20 protein-coding genes are annotated in these 24,062 nt (G+C 44.4%); 15 read left to right on the plus strand and 5 right to left on the minus strand.

Annotated features, from left to right (window positions below; translation table 11 throughout):
• Positions 1-194 precede the first annotated feature (194 nt).
• The 7 genes from rppH (at position 195) to L0992_02640 (ending at position 7,718) form a co-directional block, all read left to right on the plus strand.
• Positions 195-713, plus strand: coding sequence for an RNA pyrophosphohydrolase (gene rppH, locus L0992_02610; protein XGB67619.1), 519 nt, complete (start codon positions 195-197; stop codon positions 711-713).
• Positions 714-715: 2 nt separating this feature from the next.
• On the plus strand, positions 716-2,965 hold the full coding sequence (gene ptsP, locus L0992_02615) for a phosphoenolpyruvate--protein phosphotransferase (GenBank protein ID XGB67620.1): 2,250 nt from the start codon (positions 716-718) through the stop codon (positions 2,963-2,965).
• A gap of 8 nt (positions 2,966-2,973) precedes the next feature.
• Positions 2,974-3,765: a sulfite exporter TauE/SafE family protein gene (locus L0992_02620; GenBank protein ID XGB67621.1), complete on the plus strand. Its 792-nt coding sequence runs from the start codon at positions 2,974-2,976 to the stop codon at positions 3,763-3,765.
• 56 nt (positions 3,766-3,821) lie between these two features.
• Positions 3,822-4,643 carry a prolipoprotein diacylglyceryl transferase gene (gene lgt, locus L0992_02625; protein ID XGB67622.1) on the plus strand — a complete coding sequence of 274 codons (822 nt, stop codon included), beginning with the start codon at positions 3,822-3,824 and terminating at the stop codon, positions 4,641-4,643.
• Positions 4,644-4,652: 9 nt separating this feature from the next.
• Positions 4,653-5,504, plus strand: coding sequence for a thymidylate synthase (locus L0992_02630; GenBank protein XGB67623.1), 852 nt, complete (start codon positions 4,653-4,655; stop codon positions 5,502-5,504).
• Positions 5,505-5,629: 125 nt separating this feature from the next.
• Positions 5,630-7,024, plus strand: coding sequence for a winged helix-turn-helix domain-containing protein (locus tag L0992_02635; protein ID XGB67624.1), 1,395 nt, complete (start codon positions 5,630-5,632; stop codon positions 7,022-7,024).
• Between the two features lie 217 nt (positions 7,025-7,241).
• Entirely contained in the window at positions 7,242-7,718 is a 477-nt protein-coding gene (locus L0992_02640; GenBank protein ID XGB67625.1) for a hypothetical protein, read from the plus strand.
• Positions 7,719-7,971: 253 nt separating this feature from the next.
• Here L0992_02640 and L0992_02645 read toward each other — a convergent pair whose 3' ends face one another.
• The gene (locus L0992_02645; protein XGB67626.1) at positions 7,972-9,117 is read right to left on the minus strand and encodes a Na/Pi symporter; all 1,146 of its coding nucleotides are present in this window, start codon (positions 9,115-9,117) and stop codon (positions 7,972-7,974) included.
• Between the two features lie 389 nt (positions 9,118-9,506).
• Here L0992_02645 and nhaR point away from each other — a divergent pair, with 389 nt between their 5' ends.
• Both nhaR and L0992_02655 read left to right on the plus strand, forming a co-directional pair.
• A complete protein-coding gene (gene nhaR, locus L0992_02650; GenBank protein ID XGB67627.1) occupies positions 9,507-10,397 on the plus strand; it encodes a transcriptional activator NhaR in 891 nt (296 codons plus the stop codon).
• 100 nt (positions 10,398-10,497) lie between these two features.
• Positions 10,498-10,791: a metalloregulator ArsR/SmtB family transcription factor gene (locus L0992_02655; protein ID XGB67628.1), complete on the plus strand. Its 294-nt coding sequence runs from the start codon at positions 10,498-10,500 to the stop codon at positions 10,789-10,791.
• Positions 10,792-11,060: 269 nt separating this feature from the next.
• On the opposite strand, the gene rpsT is transcribed toward L0992_02655, so the two are convergent.
• Entirely contained in the window at positions 11,061-11,321 is a 261-nt protein-coding gene (rpsT, locus tag L0992_02660; protein XGB67629.1) for a 30S ribosomal protein S20, read from the minus strand.
• Between the two features lie 236 nt (positions 11,322-11,557).
• Here rpsT and murJ point away from each other — a divergent pair, with 236 nt between their 5' ends.
• The 6 genes from murJ to ispH all read left to right on the plus strand — a co-directional run bounded on the left by murJ (position 11,558) and on the right by ispH (position 19,406).
• Entirely contained in the window at positions 11,558-13,135 is a 1,578-nt protein-coding gene (gene murJ / locus L0992_02665; GenBank protein ID XGB67630.1) for a murein biosynthesis integral membrane protein MurJ, read from the plus strand.
• A gap of 70 nt (positions 13,136-13,205) precedes the next feature.
• Positions 13,206-14,141, plus strand: coding sequence for a bifunctional riboflavin kinase/FAD synthetase (ribF, locus tag L0992_02670; protein ID XGB67631.1), 936 nt, complete (start codon positions 13,206-13,208; stop codon positions 14,139-14,141).
• A 63-nt stretch (positions 14,142-14,204) separates the two neighbouring features.
• Positions 14,205-17,063: an isoleucine--tRNA ligase gene (ileS, locus tag L0992_02675; protein XGB67632.1), complete on the plus strand. Its 2,859-nt coding sequence runs from the start codon at positions 14,205-14,207 to the stop codon at positions 17,061-17,063.
• A 158-nt stretch (positions 17,064-17,221) separates the two neighbouring features.
• Positions 17,222-17,722, plus strand: coding sequence for a signal peptidase II (lspA, locus tag L0992_02680; GenBank protein ID XGB67633.1), 501 nt, complete (start codon positions 17,222-17,224; stop codon positions 17,720-17,722).
• A gap of 184 nt (positions 17,723-17,906) precedes the next feature.
• A complete protein-coding gene (fkpB, locus tag L0992_02685; protein ID XGB67634.1) occupies positions 17,907-18,338 on the plus strand; it encodes an FKBP-type peptidyl-prolyl cis-trans isomerase in 432 nt (143 codons plus the stop codon).
• Between the two features lie 111 nt (positions 18,339-18,449).
• Complete coding sequence (gene ispH, locus L0992_02690; protein ID XGB67635.1) at positions 18,450-19,406, plus strand: 4-hydroxy-3-methylbut-2-enyl diphosphate reductase; 957 nt, start codon at positions 18,450-18,452, stop codon at positions 19,404-19,406.
• A gap of 99 nt (positions 19,407-19,505) precedes the next feature.
• Here the strand turns inward: ispH and btsR are convergent, their stop codons facing one another.
• The 3 genes from btsR to L0992_02705 all read right to left on the minus strand — a co-directional run bounded on the left by btsR (position 19,506) and on the right by L0992_02705 (position 23,756).
• A complete protein-coding gene (gene btsR, locus L0992_02695) occupies positions 19,506-20,237 on the minus strand; it encodes a two-component system response regulator BtsR (GenBank protein ID XGB67636.1) in 732 nt (243 codons plus the stop codon).
• A 93-nt stretch (positions 20,238-20,330) separates the two neighbouring features.
• Positions 20,331-22,001, minus strand: coding sequence for a sensor histidine kinase (locus L0992_02700; GenBank protein ID XGB67637.1), 1,671 nt, complete (start codon positions 21,999-22,001; stop codon positions 20,331-20,333).
• A 264-nt stretch (positions 22,002-22,265) separates the two neighbouring features.
• Positions 22,266-23,756, minus strand: coding sequence for a carbon starvation protein A (locus L0992_02705; GenBank protein XGB67638.1), 1,491 nt, complete (start codon positions 23,754-23,756; stop codon positions 22,266-22,268).
• Positions 23,757-24,062: the final 306 nt, after the last annotated feature.

Consider the following 24,062-nt stretch of genomic DNA (forward strand, 5'->3'; position numbering starts at 1 on the left):
TAGTTATTCACAGAAAAGGTGAATAAATGTGGTCTATGTCTCACTATTGTGTGGGTAACTAAATTTTGAACAAAACTTATCCATATTCTTAGTTAATATTCATAAATATAGCGCTTATCACGTCACTAAATTTGCTCCGATTGGGGATATGTGGAAAAATCAGTGTAATTAAAAATTTAGATAGAGGTTGGCCAGTGATAGATGGCGATGGTTACCGATTAAATGTTGGTATTGTAATCTGTAACAACCATGGTCAGGTCTTCTGGGCTAAACGATACGGACAACATTCATGGCAATTTCCTCAAGGGGGAATAGATGAAGGTGAGACTCCGGAACAGGCAATGTACCGCGAGTTGTATGAAGAGGTTGGCCTTACTAAAAAGGATGTAAAGATCGTCGCGACAAGTCGTCATTGGTTACGCTATAAGCTACCCAAACGACTGGTTCGATGGGATTCGAAACCTGTCTGTATTGGACAAAAACAGAAGTGGTTCCTTTTGCGCTTAGATTGCGATGAATCGCGTATCAATATGCAGCGTGGAAGTACACCTGAGTTCGATGGTTGGCGTTGGGTGAGTTACTGGTACCCAGTTCGACAAGTTGTTTCTTTCAAGCGAGATGTTTACCGTCGAGCGATGAAAGAATTCGCATCTTTAGCAATGCCGTTTAAAGAGCGAAAAACAAAAGGAAAACGCAAATTGCGTAGAGGTTAAGCATGCTCAGTCAACTAAGGGAAATAGTTGAACACGTATCAAGAGTTGAAGATGTGTCGACGGCACTTGATATTTTAGTTAAAGAGACATGCAGTGCGATGCAGACGGAATGTTGCACCGTGTATTTAGCCAATAATGATATGCAGCGCCTTGAGTTGATGGCAACTCAAGGCCTGATCTTTGAAGGCAATAGTATCCACATTGGTTTTGACGAAGGTCTGGTTGGCCTTGTTAAGCGAAGTGCGGAACCTATCAACCTTGCACAGGCATCTGCTCACCCTGCTTATAAGTTTTTTCCAGAGCTTGGAGAAAACGTTTATCACTCTTTTCTTGGTACTCCGATCATCCATCGCAAGCAAGTGCTTGGCGTATTGGTTATTCAGCAGAAATCCCCACGATTATTCAGTGAGATGGAAGAGTCCTTCCTTGTCACGCTCTCAGCACAGCTTGCGGTTATTGTGGCGCACGCCCAAACCCAAGGCCATTGGCTATTAGAGCAACAGAAGCTGCCTGCAACTAAAGGTATCGCTGCCTCATCGGGTGTTGCGATTGGTGATCTTTGGTGGGACAACACACAGCCTGAATTAACGGATGTGTACCCAGCATCGACACTCAACATCGAAAGAGAGCAAGAGTTGTTGGCGGTCGCGGTAGAGAAAGCCCTCAATGACTTTAAGCGCATGCGAAAGCGCTTAGACAGTGAAATCAATAAAGACGCATTGGCGATCTTTGACCTGTTTACTCACTTACTCAACGATCCTATGTTGCGTAAGGATCTAAAGAGCCAGATTCAGAAAGGCGATAAAGCCGATTGGGCATTAAGACAAGTGGTTGAGAGTTACTCCAACCGCTTTGCTCGCATGTCTGATGTTTATCTTCGTGAGAGAGCGCAAGACATCCGAGAACTCGGACAAAGGCTGCTGTATTTCCTTCATAACTCTGAATACGAGCTACGCACCTTAGATAAACCTATCATTCTGGTGGTTCGTGAATTAACGGCCTCGGTATTAGCGTCGATTCCAAAAGAAAAGCTGTTGGCCGTGATTTCCTTGGAAGGGGCGGCGAACTCACACGCTGCGATCTTGTCTCGCGCTCTTGGTATTCCTTCGGTAATGGGGGTTAACCTCAACCTTGTTCAAGCGAATGGCAAGCAAGCGATTGTTGATGGGTATAGCGGTGAGATCTTTATTGAGCCGACGAAAAACCTGTTAAAAGAGTATCAAGGGCTGATTCTTGAGGAGAGTGAGCTCTCTTCTATGGTCAACCGAGAATTGTATCTGCCAGCAAAAACGCAAGATGACCAGCAGGTCGAGATCTTACTTAATGCGGGCTTGAGTGCCGATACCAATATTGCCATTAACCAAGGTGTTGATGGAGTAGGGCTGTACCGAACGGAAATCTCTTTCTTGTTGCAACAAAGGTTTCCCTCAGAGGACGAACAGTTCAAACAGTATCGTTCTGTACTAGCAAGTTATCCTAAGAAGCAAGTGGTGATGCGTACGCTCGATATCGGTGGTGATAAGGCCTTACCTTATTTCCCTATTGAAGAGGACAATCCATTCCTTGGTTGGCGTGGTATTCGCTTTACGCTCGATCATCCTGACATCTTTATTATTCAGTTACGCGCTATGCTACGTGCGAGTTGTGAGAGCCACAACCTAAGTATTTTGCTACCGATGATCTCCGGTGCTCAAGAACTTGATGACGCGCTACAGTTGATTGAGCAAGCCTATGATGAAGTGCACGAGCTTGATAACCGAGTGCGTATGCCACGAATTGGTATCATGATCGAAGTACCATCAATGCTTTATCTGCTGCCGCTGATTGCGGATAAGGTCGATTTTGTTTCTGTCGGTACCAATGACTTAACCCAATATTTATTGGCCGTTGATCGGAACAATTCACGAGTCTCCGATGTCTATGAATCAATGCACCCTGCGGTGATCATGGCATTAAAACAAATTCATGATACTTGTAAGCAATATCAATTACCCGTGTGTATTTGTGGAGAATTAGCCGGTGATCCGATGGGCGCACTGTTACTGATTGGGTTGGGGTATCAGACGTTAAGTATGAATACCTCGAATGTAGCCCGAACCAAATATCTGATTCGTCAATCTAACTTGGGTGAATTACAGGATTTGGCAAATAAGGCACTTTCAAAACCGTATGGTAGTGACATCTATAGTATGATGCTGAACTATTTCGAAGAGCGTGAATTTACAGGCTTCATTCGAGCAGGTAAAAAATAGGATTTAACGTGTCATATGAACTGATAGGCTTGTTAGCAGGCCTTGGGGCTATTGTTGGTGTTTTAGCTGGCTTGCTAGGCATTGGTGGTGGTTTGCTGGTGGTTCCTGCCTTACTGTTTTTGCTTCCTAAAGCGGGCATACCTCAAGAGTTTGCAATGCAAATGGCACTGGCTACGTCGCTATCTACCATTATTGTCACGTCGGGATCATCTGCGATTAACCACTTAAAATTGGGTAACGTGGATATTTTTGTCGTTAAGTGGTTAATGCCAGGAGTGGTTGTCGGTGGTTTCCTCGGTTCTTTTGTAGCCGAAGTGATTCCGGCTCAGTATCTGCCAAAAGTATTCGGTATGATCGTGTTGGTGTTGGCTTTGCAAATGCTATTGTCGATTCGCTCTAAGAGTCAGAAGGCGATGCCAGGTTCCGCTAAAACCATGTTATGTGGCGGCGGTATTGGTTTGGTATCAAGCTTAGCGGGTATTGGTGGTGGGTCATTATCGGTGCCTTTCCTTAACCATCATGGTGTGGAAATGCGCAAAGCGGTTGGCTCATCATCGGTGTGTGGTTGTGTTATTGCGATCTCGGGAATGCTCGGTTTCATTTGGCATGGTTCTTCTGTCGATGATCTGCCTGCATTTAGCTTGGGCTATGTTTATCTTCCGGCTTTGATTGCGATATCTTGTACTTCCGTTCTGACGACGCGAGTGGGTGCGAAGCTGGCTACTCAATTGCCAACCCCTGTGTTAAAGAAATTCTTTGCAGTATTTTTAATGTTTATAGCAGCCACTATGCTGCTGTAGTGTCTTTTCTGTTAGCTGTGAGCTAACCGTTGATCAATTTAGATAGAGAGCCAAGTATGTCTCAGGGTTTTATCGAATTCCCAAATATCGATCCTGTTCTTATTGAACTAGGACCAATCTCAGTTCGTTGGTACGGCTTAATGTACCTCGTCGGTTTTATGTTTGCTCTTTGGTTAGCAAATCGCCGAGCTGATCAGCCAGGTAGTGGTTGGACTCGTGAGCAAGTATCAGATTTACTGTTTGCTGGCTTTCTAGGTGTGGTTCTTGGTGGGCGTATTGGCTACGTACTTTTCTACAACTTTGACCTTTTCTTAGCAGACCCACTTTACCTATTTAAAGTATGGACTGGCGGCATGTCTTTCCATGGTGGTTTGCTTGGTGTTATCACCGCAATGTTTTGGTATGCGAAAAAGAACGGTCGCACCTTCTTTGGCGTAGCAGACATGATTGCGCCATTAGTACCATTTGGTTTAGGTATGGGTCGTTTAGGCAACTTCATGAACAGTGAGCTATGGGGCCGTGTGACAGATGTGCCATGGGCTATCGTGTTCCCAAATGGTGGTCCACTTCCTCGTCACCCGTCTCAGCTTTATGAAATGGCGCTTGAAGGTATTGTTCTGTTCTTCATCTTGAACTGGTTTATTAAAAAGCCGCGCCCTCTTGGTTCTGTATCAGGATTATTCCTAGCAGGATATGGTACATTCCGTTTCTTAGTAGAATACGTACGTGAACCAGATGCTCATCTAGGCTTGTTCGGCGGATTTATCTCGATGGGACAAATCCTGTCACTGCCAATGGTTATCATCGGTGTGCTGATGATGGTTTGGGCATACAAACGCGGTCACTACAAAGACGAATTACCACAACAAACGAAGTAAGGAATTGGTGTGAAACAGTATTTAGATCTCTGTCAGCGTATCGTTGATGACGGTACTTGGATTGAAAATGGACGCACGGGCAAGCGTTGCCTAACCGTGATCAATGCTGACCTGGAATATGATGTTGGTAATAACCAGTTCCCTCTAGTAACCACACGCAAAAGTTTCTGGAAAGCGGCGGTTGCTGAACTGCTTGGCTACATTCGTGGTTACGACAATGCTGAAGACTTCCGTAAACTAGGCACAAAAACTTGGGATGCGAACTCTAACCTGAACGAAGCATGGCTGAACAATCCTTACCGTAAGGGTGAAGATGATATGGGCCGTGTTTATGGTGTTCAAGGTCGTGCATGGGCAAAACCTGATGGTGGTCATATCGACCAACTGAAGAAGATTGTGGATGATTTAACGAACGGTATCGATGACCGTGGTGAGATCTTAAACTTCTACAACCCAGGCGAGTTCCATATGGGTTGCTTACGTCCGTGTATGTACAGCCACCACTTCTCTCTACTTGGTGATACTCTGTACCTAAACAGCACTCAACGCTCTTGTGACGTACCGCTAGGCCTGAACTTCAACATGGTTCAAGTGTATGTGTTCCTAGCAATCATGGCGCAAATCACTGGCAAGAAAGCTGGCGTGGCTTACCACAAGCTAGTTAATGCTCATATTTATGAAGATCAATTAGCACCAATGCGTGATATTCAGTTGAAGCGTGAGCCTCTAGCTGGCCCAACATTCCATATCAATCCTGAGATTAAGTCTTTAGAAGATTTGGAAACGTGGGTAACGATGGATGACTTCTGGGTTGAAGGCTACGAATGTCATGAGGCAATTAAATACCCGTTCTCGGTTTAATCAAACCCTTTTTGTTTGATTGAAAGGCTGCTACTGTGCAGCCTTTTTTTATTTGCAATGCTTGGCTTGCTTACTATTTATAAAACCAATAATCTTGTGGGGTCTTTTCTAACTACAGAACAGCTATGACTCGCTCGCATTGCTTCCTATTGCAACACGACTTTCCTATTTCTTTTTACCCTGAGAAGAATCAGTTGGTGATTGATAGTGAAGAGATTCATTTAGAGCCATTGCAAGCAAAGCTGCTCAGCTATTTCATCGAAAAGCGTGGGCTGGTGGTGAGTACGCAACAGATCGCTACCGATGTGTGGCAAAGAACTCACGTATCCGACAACTTGGTCAGACAGGTCATCAGTTTGTTGCGCAGTCAACTTCAGGATAAGTCTCGTCCGTATCGGATTATTCAGACGATACCTAAACAAGGTTATCTGTTTGATATTGAAGTGACTCAGCCGAGCGTTAAACTTATGTCTGCCGAAAAGACTTCTCTATCTGCGACTGCAACTCTCGCTCCTTATTACAAAAAGAAAATCATCACCCTCACCGTAACCGCAGTATTAGCGGTTGGCGTAACTGCAGCTTGGGTATGGAACAATGACTTCCAAACTAATGACCCTATGGTTATTACTACACGCCAGGCTGATGTGATTCCCGTTTATATCCATGACATCACCCTCGATTCGGCGAACAATTATGAGATGTCGGAAAGTGTCTATAATTATCTTTTCTACGGGTTGAACTCAGCTAAAAATCTATCAGGTTACCACTTCTCTCAGCTATCTAAACAGGGCAGGCAATCACTTGCCAACAACGGTGTCGAACTCAAAAGTTGGCTCAAGAAAAAGGATGGGGATTATGTACTGAGTGTACTGGTACAAAACAACAGTCACCCTAACCAAAGCCAAAAAGTAGAAAAGAGCTTTAGCCAAGATAATTTCTTTGATGCCATTGGGGATGTCATCCTTGAGATTAAAGCATTTATTGCACCTACGGGGTCTGAGTATGGCGTAGCGAGTCATCGAGTGACCTCTATTGAGAGCTACGATGATTGGAGTGTTATCTCTGAGGGGATATCGCTTTTTTACCAAGGCAAAGGTGGTCAGCCATTTGAAGACATAGCGGTTCAGTTGGATGCGATTCAACAGCAAGGACGAGACAACTATCTGGTCAATGCCTTACTTTCGTATTCGGAGTCTTTAGCTTATTTACAAAACAGTGAGCAAGAAGATCGCGAACGCGCTCTGCAATTGGCAAAGCAAGCCTTTGAGATGAATCCACGTTGTGATATTGCCAATCTTACTCTGGGACTAGCATTGTTAATCAACCAACATGCTAACCAAGCTTTCCCTTACCTTTCCTATGCTGCTGAAAGCACACCGAGCCCAATCAGTTTTTATCTGCTTAGTGTGGCTGACAAGCTGTCGGACAACCCAAAAGGCTCGCAATACAACTACCAGCGCTATACTGACGTAAAAAAAGAGCACACAGGTCAACTATTTGATCTTATTGAATCTTTATAAAAAACAAACCTTTCCTAAACCGTGAAATACGCTTTCAAGTGAACGTGTTTCGTGAGAGCTGATTGCAACGGTATTTCTATAAGACTCACTTGTACCAGCTAGCTTTTCAACATGTTTGATTATTGTTTGGACTCAGGCTCGATTGCCTTGCATCAAGCGTAAAAACATCGACTTCCACATACTGGTCACCAAATCATTCATTATTTGGGATAAACACATGTTGAAGAAGTTTGCTTTTCAGATCATTCCTATTCAGATCTTCTTATTCGTATTTTGGTTCAAAAATGGCTTTATCGATAAAGTGATGGGCGTGCTACTTGGCTTTATCACGCCAGATACTGCCTATGCGGGAGATACCTGGGTAGGCTGGAAAGGCTATATTGTCGGCACCTGGGACAAGAGCCAAGTCGGTCATGTTTTACTGAGCCCAACGTTCGACTTTATGTTTCCGATTCTAATTGCTTTGCAATGTGTGCCGTTTTTATTGGTTATTCGCTCGGTACTTGGTGGTGAGTTCATGGTTGGTAAAGAGCGTCCTTGGTTGCTATATGCCGCCTTTGCTTCTCTGTTTGTGACGGCTTGTATGGCTTTCACTCAAACTATCACTGGCGCAAGCGATGGACAGTATTTATGGCAATTTATCGGCTTTGGCATGGTCGCTATTATGTACTTGCGTAATGAGGAAGGTAAATAGGGTAGCTAGATACGAGTAAACGGGATTCGAGATACGAAGAGCAAAGCCTCCGTCATTCCCTAGACCGACGAAGGAGGGAGTAGGGAATCTCTTTAGTGGTGCGTTCGTGAGATTCCCTATCACGCTCGTTCCTCGCTGTAGGGAATGACGGGAAACGGACTTTCGTTACTCGTATCTCTCATCTGCTGTACAGAAAAGAAAAAGCCCGCAACCTAGGTTGCGGGCTTTGTTATAAGCGATGTTTGTTTTGCTGTTAAGCAGTAAGAGCTAACACGCTACCAGGCAGTACAAGGAATACCGCAACAAGGTAACCAGCCACTACAGCTTTATTCTTCACAGCCATGTCTGAAATCAAGTCAGCTGCTTTAACTGGTAGTTCACGTAGGAACGGAATACCGAAGATGAATACCGTTGCCATGATGTTGAACACCAAGTGTACTAGAGCAATCTGTAGTGCGAATACTGCGAATTCACCAGATACTGCTGTTGCTGCAAGTAGAGCGGTAATACATGTACCGATGTTTGCGCCCAAAGTGAATGGGTAAACGTCACGTACTTTAAGAACACCTGAACCTACTAGCGGAACCATTAAGCTTGTTGTCGTTGAAGAAGACTGAACAAGGATAGTAACGATAGAGCCAGAAGCGATACCGTGGATTGGACCACGACCGATTGCGTTCTTTAGAATCTCACGAGCACGGCCAACCATTAGGCTCTTCATTAGCTTACCCATTACTGTGATAGCTACGAAGATAGTTGCGATACCAAGAACGATAAGCATGATGCCGCCAACAGTGTCGCCAAATGTTGATAGTGGCTCTTTAATCGCGCTTACTACAGGTTTAGTGATTGGCTTGATGAAGTTAAGACCCTTCATGCTCATATCACCTGTTGCTAGCATTGGAGACACTAACCAGTGAGAAATCTTCTCTAGAATACCAAACGCCATCTCTAGTGGTAGGAAGATAGCAACGGCTAATAAGTTAAAGAAGTCGTGAATGGTCGCACTTGCGAATGCACGCTTGAACTCTTCTTTACAACGAACATGACCAAGACTAACTAGCGTATTGGTTACCGTAGTACCAATGTTTGCACCCATGATCATAGGGATTGCTAGCTCAACAGGTAAACCACCTGCCACAAGGCCAACGATAATTGAAGTAACTGTACTTGATGACTGAATAAGTGCTGTTGCCACTAAACCAATCATTAAGCCTGCAACTGGGTGTGAAGCAAATTCGAAAAGAACCTTTGCTTGCTCGCCTGTTGCCCATTTGAAGCCTGTACCAACCATTGAAACTGAAAGTAATAGTAGGTAAAGCATGAATGCCAAGTTAGCCCAGCGTAGCCAACGAGTTGTGCTCGAGATAGGCGCTGCTGCAGTAGTAGCTTGGTTCATAATGTTTTCTCCATTGGACCGTTTAAGTCTGTGTTTGGTCTGTTTGTTTAATCTGAGCGTGATGTTAGAGGGGAAATATTTCAGTAATATTACATTTTGGTTTAGGTAAGACTTTTTTGTGATGATTTACTCTTTAAATATTCCTATAGCTAATGGGGTTATTTTAAGTATCTGTTTTTAAATGAATTTAAAGGGTGTTTCTATAGGTGATATAGATCTTAAAAGTTAGAAAAAAATTGAAAATAATCGCTCAAATATTACATTATGAAATCACACACTTCGAAAAAATAAGTGGTAATTAGTGATTAAGTTAGGTTTTTCCGAGTTTGTTGAGCGGGAGTGTCATATTTGATATAAAAGGGTATCTACTCCTTTATTACGGCACACTTATGTCGCACCTCAACTATAACCATCTTTATTACTTCTGGATGGTCTGCAAGCAAGGCTCTGTTACCAAAGCGGCTGAAGCTTTATTTCTCACTCCTCAAACGGTAACGGGTCAGATAAAAGCATTAGAAGAGCGAATGGACGGCAAGCTGACCAAGCGCAATGGGCGTAGTGTTGAGCCAACAGAGCTTGGGCAGCTGGTCTTTAAGTATGCTGACCGTATGTTTGGCCTGAGTTATGAAATGCTCGATATTGTGAATTACAGCCAGCACTCCAATATTCTGTTTGATGTGGGTGTAGCGGATGCGCTGTCAAAAAGGCTTGTTAGCAAGATCTTGATGTCGACGATCCCAGAAGATAACAGTATCCACCTTCGCTGCTTTGAATCGACTCACGAAATGCTGCTCGAACAACTCTCTCAACATAAGCTGGATATGATTTTGTCTGACTGTCCGGTGGACTCTAGCCAAAGCCCGGGCTTGTTTAGTAAGAAGCTGGGTGAGAGTGGCATGAGCTTTTTCAGTTCAGGCAAGGTTGAAGGCGTTAACTTCCCTGCAGTATTAGAACAAAGGAAGCTTTTGATCCCAGGTAGCCGAACCTCGATGGGGCGTAAAGTGCTGCAGTGGTTTGATAGACAAGGGCTTAAACCTGATATTTTAGGTGAATTTGATGATGCGGCATTGATGAAAGCTTTTGCTCGTTATCATCATGACGCTATTTTCTTAGCGCCGACGCTGTATATGTCTGAAGTGGAAGAAGATACGTCGCTGCAATTATTGGGTGGTATTGAAGAGCTAAAAGAGGAGTACTACGTCATATTTGCTGAGAGGATGATCCAACATCCAGCAGTTAAAAACGTATGTGACGCAGATTTTAGCAAATTGTTCGAGTGAGATAGTTTGTTAATGAATTGATATCGATTATCATAACTCCGCAATATGCCGGAAATACTGATAGCCTGTAGTTGGCGAAAAGGTTGTAGGGAGCCAAACTATGAACTTAAAAGAGATGGAGAAGAACTCAGCACAAGCTGTGATTCTACTCAAAGCCATGGCCAACGAGCGTCGCTTACAGATCTTATGCCTATTACATGGTACTGAACTGTCGGTTGGGGAGTTGTGCGGCAAGTTGGAACTGAGTCAGTCTGCTTTATCTCAACATCTTGCTTGGTTGAGAAGAGATGGTTTGGTCGAAACTCGCAAAGAAGCTCAAACTGTGTATTACACATTGAGCAGTGAAGAAGTAAAAGCGATGATTAACCTACTGCATGGTATCTACTGCAAGTAGCTTATTACTGATGAGGGAGATGATTTCTTATCAGGGGTAAGGTCGACACAAGGAAGTGTCAGTATTTCACGTCGAACGTTAATCCTGAACAGCTTGTTTTCCTATCGACTTACTTTGTTTATTGAAAAGCAGGTTCGGTGAATAAGCAAAACTGCTTTCACTGAGTAAAGTCGATTTTAGTAAGTAAATAGCAGCGTTACTCAAAATTTAGATATAAAAAAACCGGCCTAGGCCGGTTTTTTTCGTTTTGCGTTGTAATCAAATTTCTATTAAAGAGCTTTGATTGCAGCAGCGAAACGAGACTTATGACGTGCAGCTTTATTCTTATGAATAAGGCCTTTAGTCGCCATACGGTCAAGAAGTGGTGTAACTTCTACAAGAGCAGCAGTTGCAGCTTCTTTATCACCAGCTGCGATAGCTGCGATAGTCTTTTTCATGTAAGTGCGCATCATAGAACGACGGCTAGCATTGTGCTGGCGACGTTTCTCAGCTTGGATAGCGCGCTTCTTAGCAGATTTACTGTTTGCCAAGGGTCTAACTCCCAAAAACTTAGTTCGGTGACAATTTAAGGGCGAGGACTATCCCTCATTAGCGCTTAATTGTCAAATGATTTGTGCAAAAACCAATCGTAGCCAAACAAACTTTGGTATGGAAAGGTCATCGCGGTTAAGATGGCGGGGATTCTAACAGCATTTTTAGACCAATGCTAATAAATATGCTTCTTAGGATAGGATAGTATTTATCCTCGCTTGAAAGTAATCAACTAGTGTCAGAGGTTTCTGTGAGTAAACGACTATTAAAGTCAGGACTGATTGTCAGTGCTATGACTTTTGTTTCCCGTGTATTGGGGCTAGTACGTGATGTAGTAGTAGCAAATTTGATGGGGGCTGGAGCGAGTGCCGACGTATTTTTCTTCGCTAATAAAATCCCTAATTTCTTACGTCGACTTTTTGCAGAAGGTGCGTTTTCTCAAGCGTTTGTTCCTGTATTAACGGAATATCACGCGGCAGGTGATAAAGATAAGACTCGAGATTTAATTGCTAAGGTGTCGGGTACGCTCGGGGTTTTAGTGTCTATCGTCACGGTTATCGGGGTCTTGGGCTCTGGTGTGATCACCGCGATGTTTGGTGCAGGTTGGTTTATCGACTGGTTGAATGATGGCCCTGCGGCGCCTAAATTTGAGCTGGCGAGCTTCATGCTCAAGATTACCTTTCCTTATTTATGGTTTATCACCTTTGTTGCTTTATCTGGTGCCATTCTTAATACATTAGGTAAGTTTGCTGTATCTTCTTTTACCCCTGTGTTCTTGAACGTTATGATCATCGGTGCAGCGTGGTTCATCTCTCCTAATCTAGAACAGCCTGAAATTGGCTTGGCTATCGGTGTCTTCCTTGGTGGTTTAGTTCAATTCCTATTCCAAATGCCTTTCTTGATAAAAGCGGGTGTGTTGGTTAAGCCGAAGTGGGGCTGGAGAGATCCGGGCGTCGTTAAGATCCGCACATTAATGATCCCAGCTCTGTTTGGTGTGTCTGTTAGCCAAATCAACTTACTGTTTGATACCTTCATTGCCAGTTTTCTAGCAACGGGCTCTATCAGTTGGTTGTACTACTCAGACCGCTTACTTGAGTTTCCACTCGGTTTATTCGGTATCGCGATTGCGACGGTGATTCTTCCTGCTTTATCTCGTAAACACGTAGACGCTCAAGGGGAAGGGTTCGCACATACCATGGACTGGGGCGTGCGCATGGTTTTGCTGCTTGGTATTCCTGCGATGTTAGGTCTTATCGTCTTAGCTAAACCGATGTTGATGGTGCTCTTCATGCGTGGTGAGTTCTCTCCACACGATGTACAGCAGGCATCAATGTCATTGGTTGCTTACGCATCTGGCTTGCTTAACTTCATGCTGATAAAAGTATTGGCTCCGGGTTACTACTCTCGCCAAGATACGAAAACACCGGTTAAGTACGGCATTATCGCGATGGTGACCAATATGGTGTTTAACGCGATCTTTGCTTATTTCTATGGTTATGTTGGCTTGGCGATTGCGACCGCATTGTCAGCTTTTGTGAATATGGCCTTGTTATATAGAGGATTACATCTTGCGGGTGTATATCAATTAACGAAGACAACCTTATTGTTCAGTGCCAAATTGATTATCTCGGGTGTGGTGATGGTAGCCGCTATTTTATGGCAGCTGGATAATATGCAACATTGGCTTGAATGGAGCTTTAGCCAGAGAGCGCTGACATTAACAGGCTTGATTGGACTTGGTGGCTTTGTTTATATTGTTTCGGTACTGATTTTAGGTATCCGAGTAAAACATTTAAAAGCAGCGACAGATTAATACTGATTAGTATATAATCCGTCGGTTTCACACAATAAATGATGCAAATAACAGGTTTTAGCTGATCATAATGGAACTGATCCGAGGTATACACAATATTAAAGCGCAGCATCATGGCTGTGTATTAACCATAGGTAACTTCGATGGTGTTCATTTAGGACATCAAGAGGTTCTGAGTCAGGTTTCTAAACAAGCTGCAGCATTAGGGCTACCTTCTGTTGTTATGACGTTTGAGCCGCAACCTATGGAGCTGTTTGCCCGAGATAGAGCGCCAGCACGTTTAACTCGCTTACGCGATAAGTACGTGCAACTGAGCAAGCTAGATATCAGTCGTTTATTGTGTGTCAATTTTAATCAGTATTTTGCAAGTTTATCCGCAGAAGCATTCATTAAAGATCTTTTGGTTGATAAGCTTGGTGTGAAGTTCTTGGTGGTTGGTGACGACTTTTGCTTTGGTAAAGGCCGCACTGGTAATTTCGCTATGCTTAAAGAAGCGGGCGAAAAGTATGGCTTTGAGGTGGTAAGCACCCAAAGTTATTGCTTAAACCAATTACGAGTCAGCAGTACTGAGATACGAAATGCATTAGCGGTCGATGACTTGGCTGCAAGTGCTACCATGTTAGGACGTGATTACAGTATTAGTGGTCGTGTGTCCCATGGTCGTAAACTAGGGAGAACCATAGGTTTCCCTACCGCTAATATTCCATTAAAGCGTTGTGTTTCTCCTGTATCGGGAGTGTATGTTGTTGAAGCATTGGATATCGATGGGGTTCCTGTCGGTGGCGTTGCTAATATTGGACAACGACCAACAGTTAATGGTGTAAGGCAGCAATTAGAAGTGCACTTTTTTGACTTTAAAGCCAATTTGTATGGTAAACAGTTAGAAGTACGACTTTTGCACAAACTGCGCGACGAGATAAAATTTGAATCGTTCGACGCATTAAAGAATCAAATAGAATTGGATGCTGAAGCCGCAAGGGTGTGGCTGCTTCAGCTAAAGAATTAATCGGATGATTCCACCGATTAACATAATGTCTAACTTCGCCCAATATAACGGAATTAAGAATCGATGAGTGATTATAAAGATACCCTGAACTTACCAGAAACAGGGTTCCCAATGCGCGGCAATCTGGCAAATCGTGAGCCAGAAATGCTTAAGCGTTGGTACAAAGAAGATCTTTACGGCGAAATCCGTAAGGCAAAGAAAGGTAAAAAATCTTTCGTACTGCATGATGGCCCTCCATACGCGAACGGCGACATTCACATTGGCCACGCGCTGAATAAGATTCTTAAAGACATTATTATTAAATCTAAGACCCTTTCTGGTTTTGATGCACCGTACATCCCTGGTTGGGACTGTCACGGTCTTCCAATCGAGCTAATGGTTGAGAAGAAGAAAGGTAAGCCTGGTCAGAAGATTTCGGCTGCTGAATTCCGCGAAGAGTGTCGTAAGTACGCTGCGGGCCAAGTTGAAGGTCAGAAAGAGAGCTTCAAACGTCTTGGTATCATGGGCGAGTGGGACAAACCTTACCGCACTATGGATTTCGGCACAGAAGCGAACATCATTCGTTCTCTAGGTAAAATCGCAGACAAAGGTCACCTTCTTAAAGGTTTCAAACCAGTTCACTGGTGTACTGACTGTGGTTCTGCTCTGGCTGAAGCTGAAGTTGAATACAAAGATAAAGTTTCTCCATCTATCGATGTGAAATTTACAGCAGCTGACGAAGCGGCGCTTCTAGAGAAATTTACTCTAGCTGAAGGCCACGCGGGTCAGGGCGAAATCTCTATCGTTATCTGGACAACAACACCATGGACTCTGCCTGCTAACCGCGCAGTATGTCTACGTGATGATCTTGAATACGTGCTTATCCAAGTTGAAGCGAATGGCGACCAGCCTGCTCAACGTATCGTTGTTGCTTCTGAACTAGCAAAAGACGTAATGGATCGTGCAGGTATCGAGCACTTCCACAACCTTGGTTTTGCTACTGGTGCTGATCTTGAGCTTTCTCAGTTCAACCACCCGTTCTACGACTTTACTGTTCCTGCTGTTCTTGGTGACCACGTTACAACAGATTCAGGTACTGGTGTGGTTCACACTGCGCCTGGTCACGGTCAAGAGGATTTCGTGGTTGGTAAGAAATACAACCTAGAAATCGCTAACCCAGTAGGCTCAAACGGCGTTTACCTGCCAGATACAGAGCTATTTGCTGGTCAGCACGTATTCAAAGCGAACGACTCTGTTTTAGAAGTTCTAAAAGAGAAAGGTGCACTTCTGCATCACCACGCTTACGAGCACAGCTACCCACACTGTTGGAGACATAAAACTCCAATCATCTTCCGTGCAACACCACAATGGTTCATCTCTATGGATCAAGCTGGCTTACGTGCAAAAGCACTAGAGTCAACTAAGAATGTTGAGTGGATGCCGGAGTGGGGTCAAAGCCGTATCGAAGGTATGATCGAAGGTCGCCCTGAGTGGTGCATCTCTCGTCAACGTACTTGGGGTGTGCCAATTGCTCTGTTCGTTCATAAAGAAACGTCAGAACTTCACCCTGATAGCCCAGCACTTATTGAAAAAGTAGCGAAGCTAGTTGAAGAGAAGGGCATTCAAGCTTGGTGGGATGTAGATGCTGCTGAACTTATGGGCGCAGAAGACGCTGATAAGTACGAAAAAGTAATGGATACGCTAGACGTATGGTTCGACTCAGGTGTTACGCACTTCTCTGTTGTTGACTCTCGTGAAGAATACAACGGCAACAGTGCTGATCTTTACCTTGAAGGTTCAGACCAACACCGTGGCTGGTTCCAGTCTTCTCTAATTTCATCTATCGCGATGAAAGACGAAGCGCCATACAAGCAAGTACTAACTCACGGTTTCGTGGTTGATGGTAACGGCCGTAAGATGTCTAAATCTATCGGTAACGTTGTTGCACCTAAAGATGTAACCAATAAGCTAGGTGCAGACATCCTGCGTCTATGGGTTGCTTCTACAGACTACACGGGTGAAGTTGCGGTTTCTGATGAAATCCTGAAGCGTTCAGCTGATGCTTACCGTCGTATTCGTAACACAGCTCGTTTCTTCCTAGCGAACTTGAACGGTTTCAACCCTGAAACTGACCTAGTTCCTGCTGAAGAGATGGTTGCACTTGATCGCTGGGCTGTTGGCCGTGCTCAAGCTGCACAAGAAGAGATCGTTAAAGCATACGGCGAGTACAACACGCACGGTGTAACTCAGCGTCTAATGCAGTTCTGTTCTATCGAAATGGGTTCTTTCTACCTAGACGTAATTAAAGACCGTCAGTACACAGCGAAGCAGGGCAGCCATGCTCAACGTAGCTGTCAGACTGCGCTTTACTACATCGTAGAAGCTCTAGTTCGTTGGATGGCACCTATCATGTCGTTCACTGCAGATGAAATCTGGAACGAGATGCCAAGCTCTTTACCAACTGGAGAGCAGCGTGACAAGTTCGTATTCACTGGTGAGTGGTTCGAAGGTTTATTTGGTCTTGCTGAAGGCGAAGAGCTAAGCAACGAATTCTGGGCTGAAATCCAGACTGTTCGTGGCGCAGTGAACAAGCTTCTTGAAGACGCTCGTAAAGAGAAAACAATCGGTGGTGCTCTGCAAGCTGAAGTGACTCTATACGCTGACGACGCACTAGCGGCTAAGATCAACAAGCTAGAAGATGAGCTACGTTTCGTACTTATCACTTCTGCTGCGGTTGTTAAGCCACTAAGCGAGAAGTCTGATGCAGCTCAAGCGACAGACGTTGAAGGTCTATTCGTTGAAGTAGCGGCGACTGAAGCTGAGAAGTGTGACCGTTGCTGGCACCACACTCCAGATGTAGGCACTATCGAAGGTCACGAGAAAGTTTGTGGTCGTTGTGTGTCGAACATCGACGGTGAAGGCGAAGTGCGTAAGTTCGCATAACCGCTCAGAGAAAGACTGAACTTTTTGTAAAAATTATAGCCCCAGTATCAACTGGGGTTATTTTTAATTATAGGAAATGTGTTTCGCCAAGTTGGGTACTGATGATCACTTAAATCAGGTGAGAATGAATACCAATTTCGTAAATACTAGGAATAGAAATGAGTGAAGTTTCGTTAAAACAATCTGGTGTGCGTTGGTTATGGTTGGCTCTATTGGTCTTCCTTGCAGATATCGGCATTAAACTTTTTGTCATGGACAACATGGGTTATGGCTGGGCAAACCGTATTGAGGTGCTGCCGTTCTTTAACTTTTTGTACGTTCACAACTACGGCGCAGCATTTAGCTTCTTGAGTGACCAAAGTGGTTGGCAGCGTTGGTTATTTACCGGTATCGCATTTGCAGTAACGGGCATGTTGACGTACTGGATGAGTAAGCTACCAGCGACAGAAAAGTGGAACAACATCGCTTACGCCATCATTATTGGTGGTGCAGTAGGTAATGTATTTGACCGTGTAGTGCACGGCTTTGTTGTCGATTACTTAGATTTCTACTGGGGCACTTACCATTGGCCTGCATTCAACTTAGCGGATATGGGAATCTGTATCGGTGCTGCGATGATCATCCTCGATGGTTTCCGCAAGAAAGACGAAAGCAAATAGGCGAATAAGCCTTAAGTAAAAACGCTTTGAAATAGATTGCATTAAAGTCAGTCTATGACTCACAGAATAGAATAGCCCTAAGCGCTGTCGGTTGATTCCGGTGGCGCTTTTTTTTATGCTGCAACTAATATGAGAGTAAAGCAGAATGCGTTCTCAAATAATAAAGAAATCTAAGGAAAGTAACGTGGCAGCAATTAAAAATGATTCAGCAGTAACCCTACATTTTACGATTAAGATGAAGGATGGTTCAGTTGCCGATAGTACCGAAAATATGGGCAAACCGGCGAAGTTCGTTATGGGTGATGGCAGCCTAAGTGAGAACTTCGAAGCATGTCTGCTTGGACTTGAAGAAGGCACAGAAAAGTCTATCGAACTGAAAGCACAAGATGCGTTTGGTATGCCTAATCCAGACCATATTCACCATATGGATAAAGCAAAATTTGCTGGTGGTACTGATGTTGAAGTCGGTACCATCATGGCATTCTCTGGCCCTGACGGTATGGAAATCCCAGGTATTATTACAGATATCGCGGGTGACTCAGTGACGGTTGATTTTAATCACCCACTTGCAGGCCAAGACGTTACGTTTGATGTCAATATCTTAGCTGTCGAATAGTCTTACTGGTGACACACAACCCAGAGCTTCACTGTCTAGGCGCTTCACTGTAGAATGCGAACCTCGCTGACGGCGAACTCTATAGAAACAACCTTAGTACCGCGGTAAATGATGAGCAATGAAATGAAAATAATGTTAGCTAACCCTCGTGGCTTTTGTGCCGGTGTCGATCGTGCGATCAGCATCGTAGAGCGCGCACTTGAAATGTATCAGCCACCGATTTATGTTCGCCATGAAGTGGTACATAACCGCTTTGTTGTTGAAGGGCTTAAGCAACGTGGTGCTATTTTTGTCGAAGAGTTGAGTGAAGTGCCAGACGACAACATCGTAATTTTCTCTGCTCACGGTGTATCTCAAGCCGTTCGTAAAGAAGCAAAAGAGCGCGAACTTACAGTATTTGATGCAACGTGTCCTTTGGTGACGAAAGTTCATATGGAGGTTGCTCGTGCGAGCCGCAAACATATGGAAGTGGTACTGATTGGTCACGCAGGTCACCCTGAGGTTGAAGGTACGATGGGTCAGTACGCTAGCCAAACAGGTGGTATGTACTTGGTTGAAAGACCAGAAGACGTACAGAACCTAGTGGTAAACGATCCAACTAACTTGCACTACGTGAGCCAAACTACACTGTCTGTTGATGAGACGGCAGATGTGATTGAAGAGCTACGTCGCGTGTTCCCTGAGATTCAAGGCCCACGTAAAGACGACATCTGTTACGCGACTCAAAACCGTCAAGACGCAGTGCGTGAGATGGCAAACGACGTAGACGTAGTGATTGTTGTTGGTTCTAAGAATTCATCGAACTCAACACGCTTGAAAGAGCTAGCTGAGAAGTTAGGCACACCAGGTTACCTAACGGATTGCCCTGAAGACATTCAAACTGAATGGGTTGAAGGTAAGAAGAAAATCGGTGTAACGGCTGGTGCTTCTGCTCCTGAAGAGCTAGTTAACCAAATCTTAGATCGTATTCGCGAGCTAGGTGCTACCGATGTTGAAGAGATTCAAGGTCGTGAAGAGAACATGTTCTTTGAAGTACCAAAAGAGCTGCAGATTAAACAAGTCGATTAATCTTTATCGACTTGTGATGCTATCGATTTGCAAACAGTAGAAAGCCAACGTTAATGCGTTGGCTTTTTTGATCGTGCAATATCTCGGTCTGAAACATGTTTATTGGAGGCCGAGCTGTTCTTTTAAGGTCTTTAGATAGCGGCGGCTAACTGGGACTTCAAAGCCCGTCAGTGTAATGATCTCCGCTAATCCATTTTCTAACAGCTTGATCTCTTGGATCGATTTTATGTTGATCAAATATTGTCGATGACAGCGGATCAAATCGGTCTTTTCTTCCAAGATCTTCAGGGTTAACTGTGAGGTTGCCGTTTGTGATGAGCTGCGAACATGCACACCACTGATATCAGAATAGGCGCATTCAACCGTTTGACTTGCCATGATCACAATGCGGTTATGACCAATACACGGAATCTGCTCTAAGTGGCAGGGAGCAATCGCAGAGATGTCTTGTTCAGGTGCTTTCTGGTTTTGCTTGATGACCTTATTCAGACGACAAACACTCTTGTTTAATCGACAAGGTTCAACGGGTTTGAGTAGGTAGTCAAAGGCATTGTCTTCAAAGGCTTGAATCGCATATTGATCGTAAGCGGTCACAAACACCACGTAAGGCATGGTCTCCGGGTCAAGCATGCTCAGTAATTCAATTCCAGTGACCTGAGGCATTTGAATATCCAAATACACCACGTCAGGCTTGAGAAGGTTGATTTGCTTTAGTCCTTCAATTGCATTACTCGCTTGGCCAATGACTTCCACTTCTCCTGTTTCAGTCAGCAGCTCAATCAACTCTTCGCGAGCAAAAAGCTCATCATCGACCACTAGTGCTTTTAACATCCTACAATCTTCATCTTGTTTCTATCCCTGCTTGTTTTCTATCTATGTCTTCTAAATATGCTTACCGAGAAGCTATCACCTACGAAAAGACCGTTATTTTAGTATAGGTATGATAAAGCTCATTCGAGTAAATTGCTGTGGTTGAGATTCTATTTTTAGTGCTGAATCTTGTCCAAAGAAATTAGTGAGTCGTTTGTCAACAATCTCCATACCTAATCCGACATGATCTTGAGATGGTTTCTGATAGTTGCCTGCATTGTCTTCGACGATCAGTTTGAATCCACCTTGGAAAGCTTCGCTATAGATCTTCACTGTGCCACCTTCCAACATGTTCGAAATACCATGTTTGATGGCGTTCTCAACCAATGGTTGCAGGGTAAAGCTCGGCAGTTGTGATTCGTACAACTGTGGGTCGATATCCCATTCGACTTCTAGTCTGTCAGTGAAACGTGCTTTCTCAATGGTGAGGTACGCATTGACGTGTGCCAGCTCGTCTTTGAGTTTCACAGTGTTGATGTTCTGCTTAAGGTTGCTTCTAAAGAAGTGAGACAGGTGTTGAATGAGCTCTCTCGCTTTATCAGGATCACGACGTGTAACAGCACTAATAGTATTGAGCGCATTGAACAAGAAGTGCGGGTTAACCTGAGCGTGCAATAGTTTGATCTCAGCTTGAGTGAGCAGGGTTTGCTGCTGCTGATAATTGCTGAACAGGATCTGACTCGACAATAGCTGAGCGATACCCTCTGCCATCGACATGTTAATGGTCGAGAATAGCTTCAGCTTAGGCTCATACAGTTTGATGGTACCAACCACTTCGTTACCAGCACGCAGTGGGATAATGAGCGCAGAACCTAACTTACAATCTTGAGATAGAGAACATTGATATGGGTTCTCTTTACCATCAAGGTAGATGATGTCGTTCTTTTCCATCGAAGTGAGGGTACTCTGCGATGAAATCGGGGTATTTGGAATATGGTGTTCATCGCCAATGCCGACAAACGCGAGGATTTTTTCTCGGTCGGTAATCGCTACCGCACCAACGTTGGTTTCTTCATAAACGATACGCACGATCTTTTGTGCATTATCGGAAGTGAAGCCGCCATGCAAAATACCCACCGAACGCTCGGCAATAGTAAGTGCGCGGCGTGAGAAGGTTGCGGAGTACTTCTCGAAGATGGTTTTTCTGTCTTGGATGATGCTCATGAACAACGCGGCACCCACAGAGTTGGCAATGATCATTGGCGCGGCAATATCAGAAACTAGCGCGTAGGACTGCTCAAACGGTTTAGCGACTGCGAGCAGAATCAACATCTGAATGATTTCTGCAAACAGGGTGACAGAGAATACAACCAGCGGATTAAACAACTGACTGGCTTTGTTCTTTCTGACTAAATACACATGCAGTAAACCACCAATCAGGCCTTCTGCTGTCGTTGAGATAGCACAAGCTAAGTCCGTAAAACCACCTAGTGAATAGCGATGAATCCCGCCAGTAAAGCCGACCGCAAAGCCAACCACCGGACCACCAAACAGGCCGCCCATTACTGCGCCCATCGCTCGCGTGTTGGCGATAGCATCATTGATCTGCAGTCCGAAATAAGTGCCCATAATACAGAACAAGGAGAACAGAACGTAACAGCTGATCTTATGGCTTAAGCGAGATGAGATGCTCAATAAAGGGAGAATCAGTGGGGTTTTACTTAGCATGTAAGCAATCACTAAGTAGACACAGGTTTGTTGCAGCAGAGAGAGAATGAGTTCCATATTTTCACCTATTGAGACGCTTGTTAAGTGTAAAGCTCATTGCTTGTTAACGGTAGCTTTGCTTGTGCTTTAGTGGGTTATATTCGCTTCCCAGAGTCGAAAGCACTAACGCCTGAAAACAATAAAGCCCATCACAGTGGACGGGCTTTAGTCTTAGGATCCACGAATCACTGAGTGATTACGGGAGCAAGCGAAGTTGTGTTTGGCTGTTCTTTTGTCTCTTTCTATGAAGATTGGTCTCTTGTTCCCAAGAGCCTTAAAGAACTAGGCTGTTTTGGTGACGCCCTTTGCTTCTTTCTCTTCTTCATCAGCAAGGTCGATATCGCCTTTGCCTTTTGAAATTTTGATAACGTAAGCTGCAACACCTAGTGCACTCATCACACCAATGATGGTCGAGATTTGCATTGGTAGACCGAAGCCCAGTTGGCTGTTGTTCAGGATGAATGTGATACACACAGACGTCATGAAGATAGCTGGAACTGTTGTTACCCAGTGCAGTTTGTTGTGACGAAGTAGGTAAGCTGAAGCTGTCCACAACATCATTACTGCTGTTGATTGGTTAGCAAAACCGAAGTAGCGCCAGATGATACCGAAATCAACTTGAGTCAGGATGCCACCGATAACGAACAGTGGTAACGCCATTAGTAGACGGTTACGCAGTGTTTTCTGTTCCATGTTGAAGTATTCAGCAAGGATAAGACGGCTTGAACGGAACGCTGTGTCACCAGAAGTGATTGGTAGGATAACCACGCCAAGGAAAGCAAGGATACCGCCAAATACACCCAGTAGACCAAATGAAGCGCTGTATACCACGTTACCCGGGCCGCCGTTTGCAATCGCGTCAGACAGTGACTCAACTGAACCGAAGAAAGATAGAGCAAGAGCACACCAGATTAGAGCGATGATGCCTTCACCAATCATTGCACCGTAGAATACGAAGCGACCGTTCTTCTCGTTTTCCATACAACGCGCCATCAAAGGAGACTGAGTTGCGTGGAAGCCAGATATAGCACCACATGCAATTGTGATGAATAGAGCAGGCCAAAGTGGTAGGTCATTCGGGTTCATGTTGGTGAACATGTCGCTCATTTCAAAGCCACCCATGATTTGGTGCTCGTCAGATAGGCCAATCGCAGTGATTAGGCCAACAGACATAAAGATAAGCAGTGCACCGAACAGTGGGTAGAAGCGACCAATGATTTTATCGACAGGGACAATCGTTGCGATGATGTAGTAAGCAAAGATGATAACAACCATCGTCGTTGCAGACATCGCGAAATCAGTTTGGTCGTTTACTAGGTTCGTGATCATGCCTGCAGGAGCAGATACGAATACCACACCAACAAGAAGCAGTAGAACAATGGCAAAGATGTTCATAAAGTGTTTTGCGCCATTGCCTAGGTAACGTCCAGTGATGGTTGGAACTGAAGCACCGCCATTACGGATAGATAACATACCTGAGAAGTAGTCGTGTACTGCACCTGCGAAGATACAACCTAGCACGATCCAAAGCATTGCTGCTGGGCCGTAAAGGGCACCCATGATAGGGCCGAAGATTGGACCTACACCAGCGATGTTAAGCAGCTGAACTAGGTAAACCTTTGGTGTCGACATTGGAACGTAGTCCACGCCATCTTGCTTAGTGTGAGCGGGTGTTTGGCGCTTTTCATTGATACCGAAAATCTTTTCGATAAAGGTACCGTAAATAAAGTAGCCACCAATGAGTGCTGCAACACAGGTAAGAAACCACATCATAATTTGTTATCCCTGAATGTATTAATTAAGTCAGGGTGTATATTAAAGGAGTCGATGAGAAGAAACTTCCGTTACAAGAGTGAGTGGTCGAATAGCCAATTTAACGGTGTTATAACTGGTTGAGTGGTTTGTTCACTGTGCTGAGTGGCGGATATTTATATCGAGAGGCCTATTAGCTCTATAGAGAGGTTGTTTGAGTTGGCTTAACGGCGACTACTGATTCTGAGTGGTCGGAATGAACTTAAAGTGGCGAACATTAGACAATAAGTGGACATCGACAGGCGTTCAGCGGAGAATCACCACAAA

This window comes from Vibrio pomeroyi (genome assembly GCA_041879425.1).
Lineage (GTDB): Bacteria > Pseudomonadota > Gammaproteobacteria > Enterobacterales > Vibrionaceae > Vibrio > Vibrio pomeroyi_A.

Coding starts and splice junctions, on each gene's coding strand:
- lspA (XGB67633.1), top strand. CDS start 17,222: ATGAGTGAAGTTTCGTTAAAACAATCTGGTGTGCGTTGGTTATGGTTG.
- L0992_02700 (XGB67637.1), bottom strand. CDS start 22,001: ATGGAACTCATTCTCTCTCTGCTGCAACAAACCTGTGTCTACTTAGTG.
- L0992_02655 (XGB67628.1), top strand. CDS start 10,498: ATGAACTTAAAAGAGATGGAGAAGAACTCAGCACAAGCTGTGATTCTA.
- ribF (XGB67631.1), top strand. CDS start 13,206: ATGGAACTGATCCGAGGTATACACAATATTAAAGCGCAGCATCATGGC.
- nhaR (XGB67627.1), top strand. CDS start 9,507: ATGTCGCACCTCAACTATAACCATCTTTATTACTTCTGGATGGTCTGC.
- ispH (XGB67635.1), top strand. CDS start 18,450: ATGAGCAATGAAATGAAAATAATGTTAGCTAACCCTCGTGGCTTTTGT.
- btsR (XGB67636.1), bottom strand. CDS start 20,237: ATGTTAAAAGCACTAGTGGTCGATGATGAGCTTTTTGCTCGCGAAGAG.
- L0992_02640 (XGB67625.1), top strand. CDS start 7,242: ATGTTGAAGAAGTTTGCTTTTCAGATCATTCCTATTCAGATCTTCTTA.
- lgt (XGB67622.1), top strand. CDS start 3,822: ATGTCTCAGGGTTTTATCGAATTCCCAAATATCGATCCTGTTCTTATT.
- ileS (XGB67632.1), top strand. CDS start 14,205: ATGAGTGATTATAAAGATACCCTGAACTTACCAGAAACAGGGTTCCCA.
- L0992_02645 (XGB67626.1), bottom strand. CDS start 9,117: ATGAACCAAGCTACTACTGCAGCAGCGCCTATCTCGAGCACAACTCGT.
- ptsP (XGB67620.1), top strand. CDS start 716: ATGCTCAGTCAACTAAGGGAAATAGTTGAACACGTATCAAGAGTTGAA.
- L0992_02635 (XGB67624.1), top strand. CDS start 5,630: ATGACTCGCTCGCATTGCTTCCTATTGCAACACGACTTTCCTATTTCT.
- L0992_02705 (XGB67638.1), bottom strand. CDS start 23,756: ATGATGTGGTTTCTTACCTGTGTTGCAGCACTCATTGGTGGCTACTTT.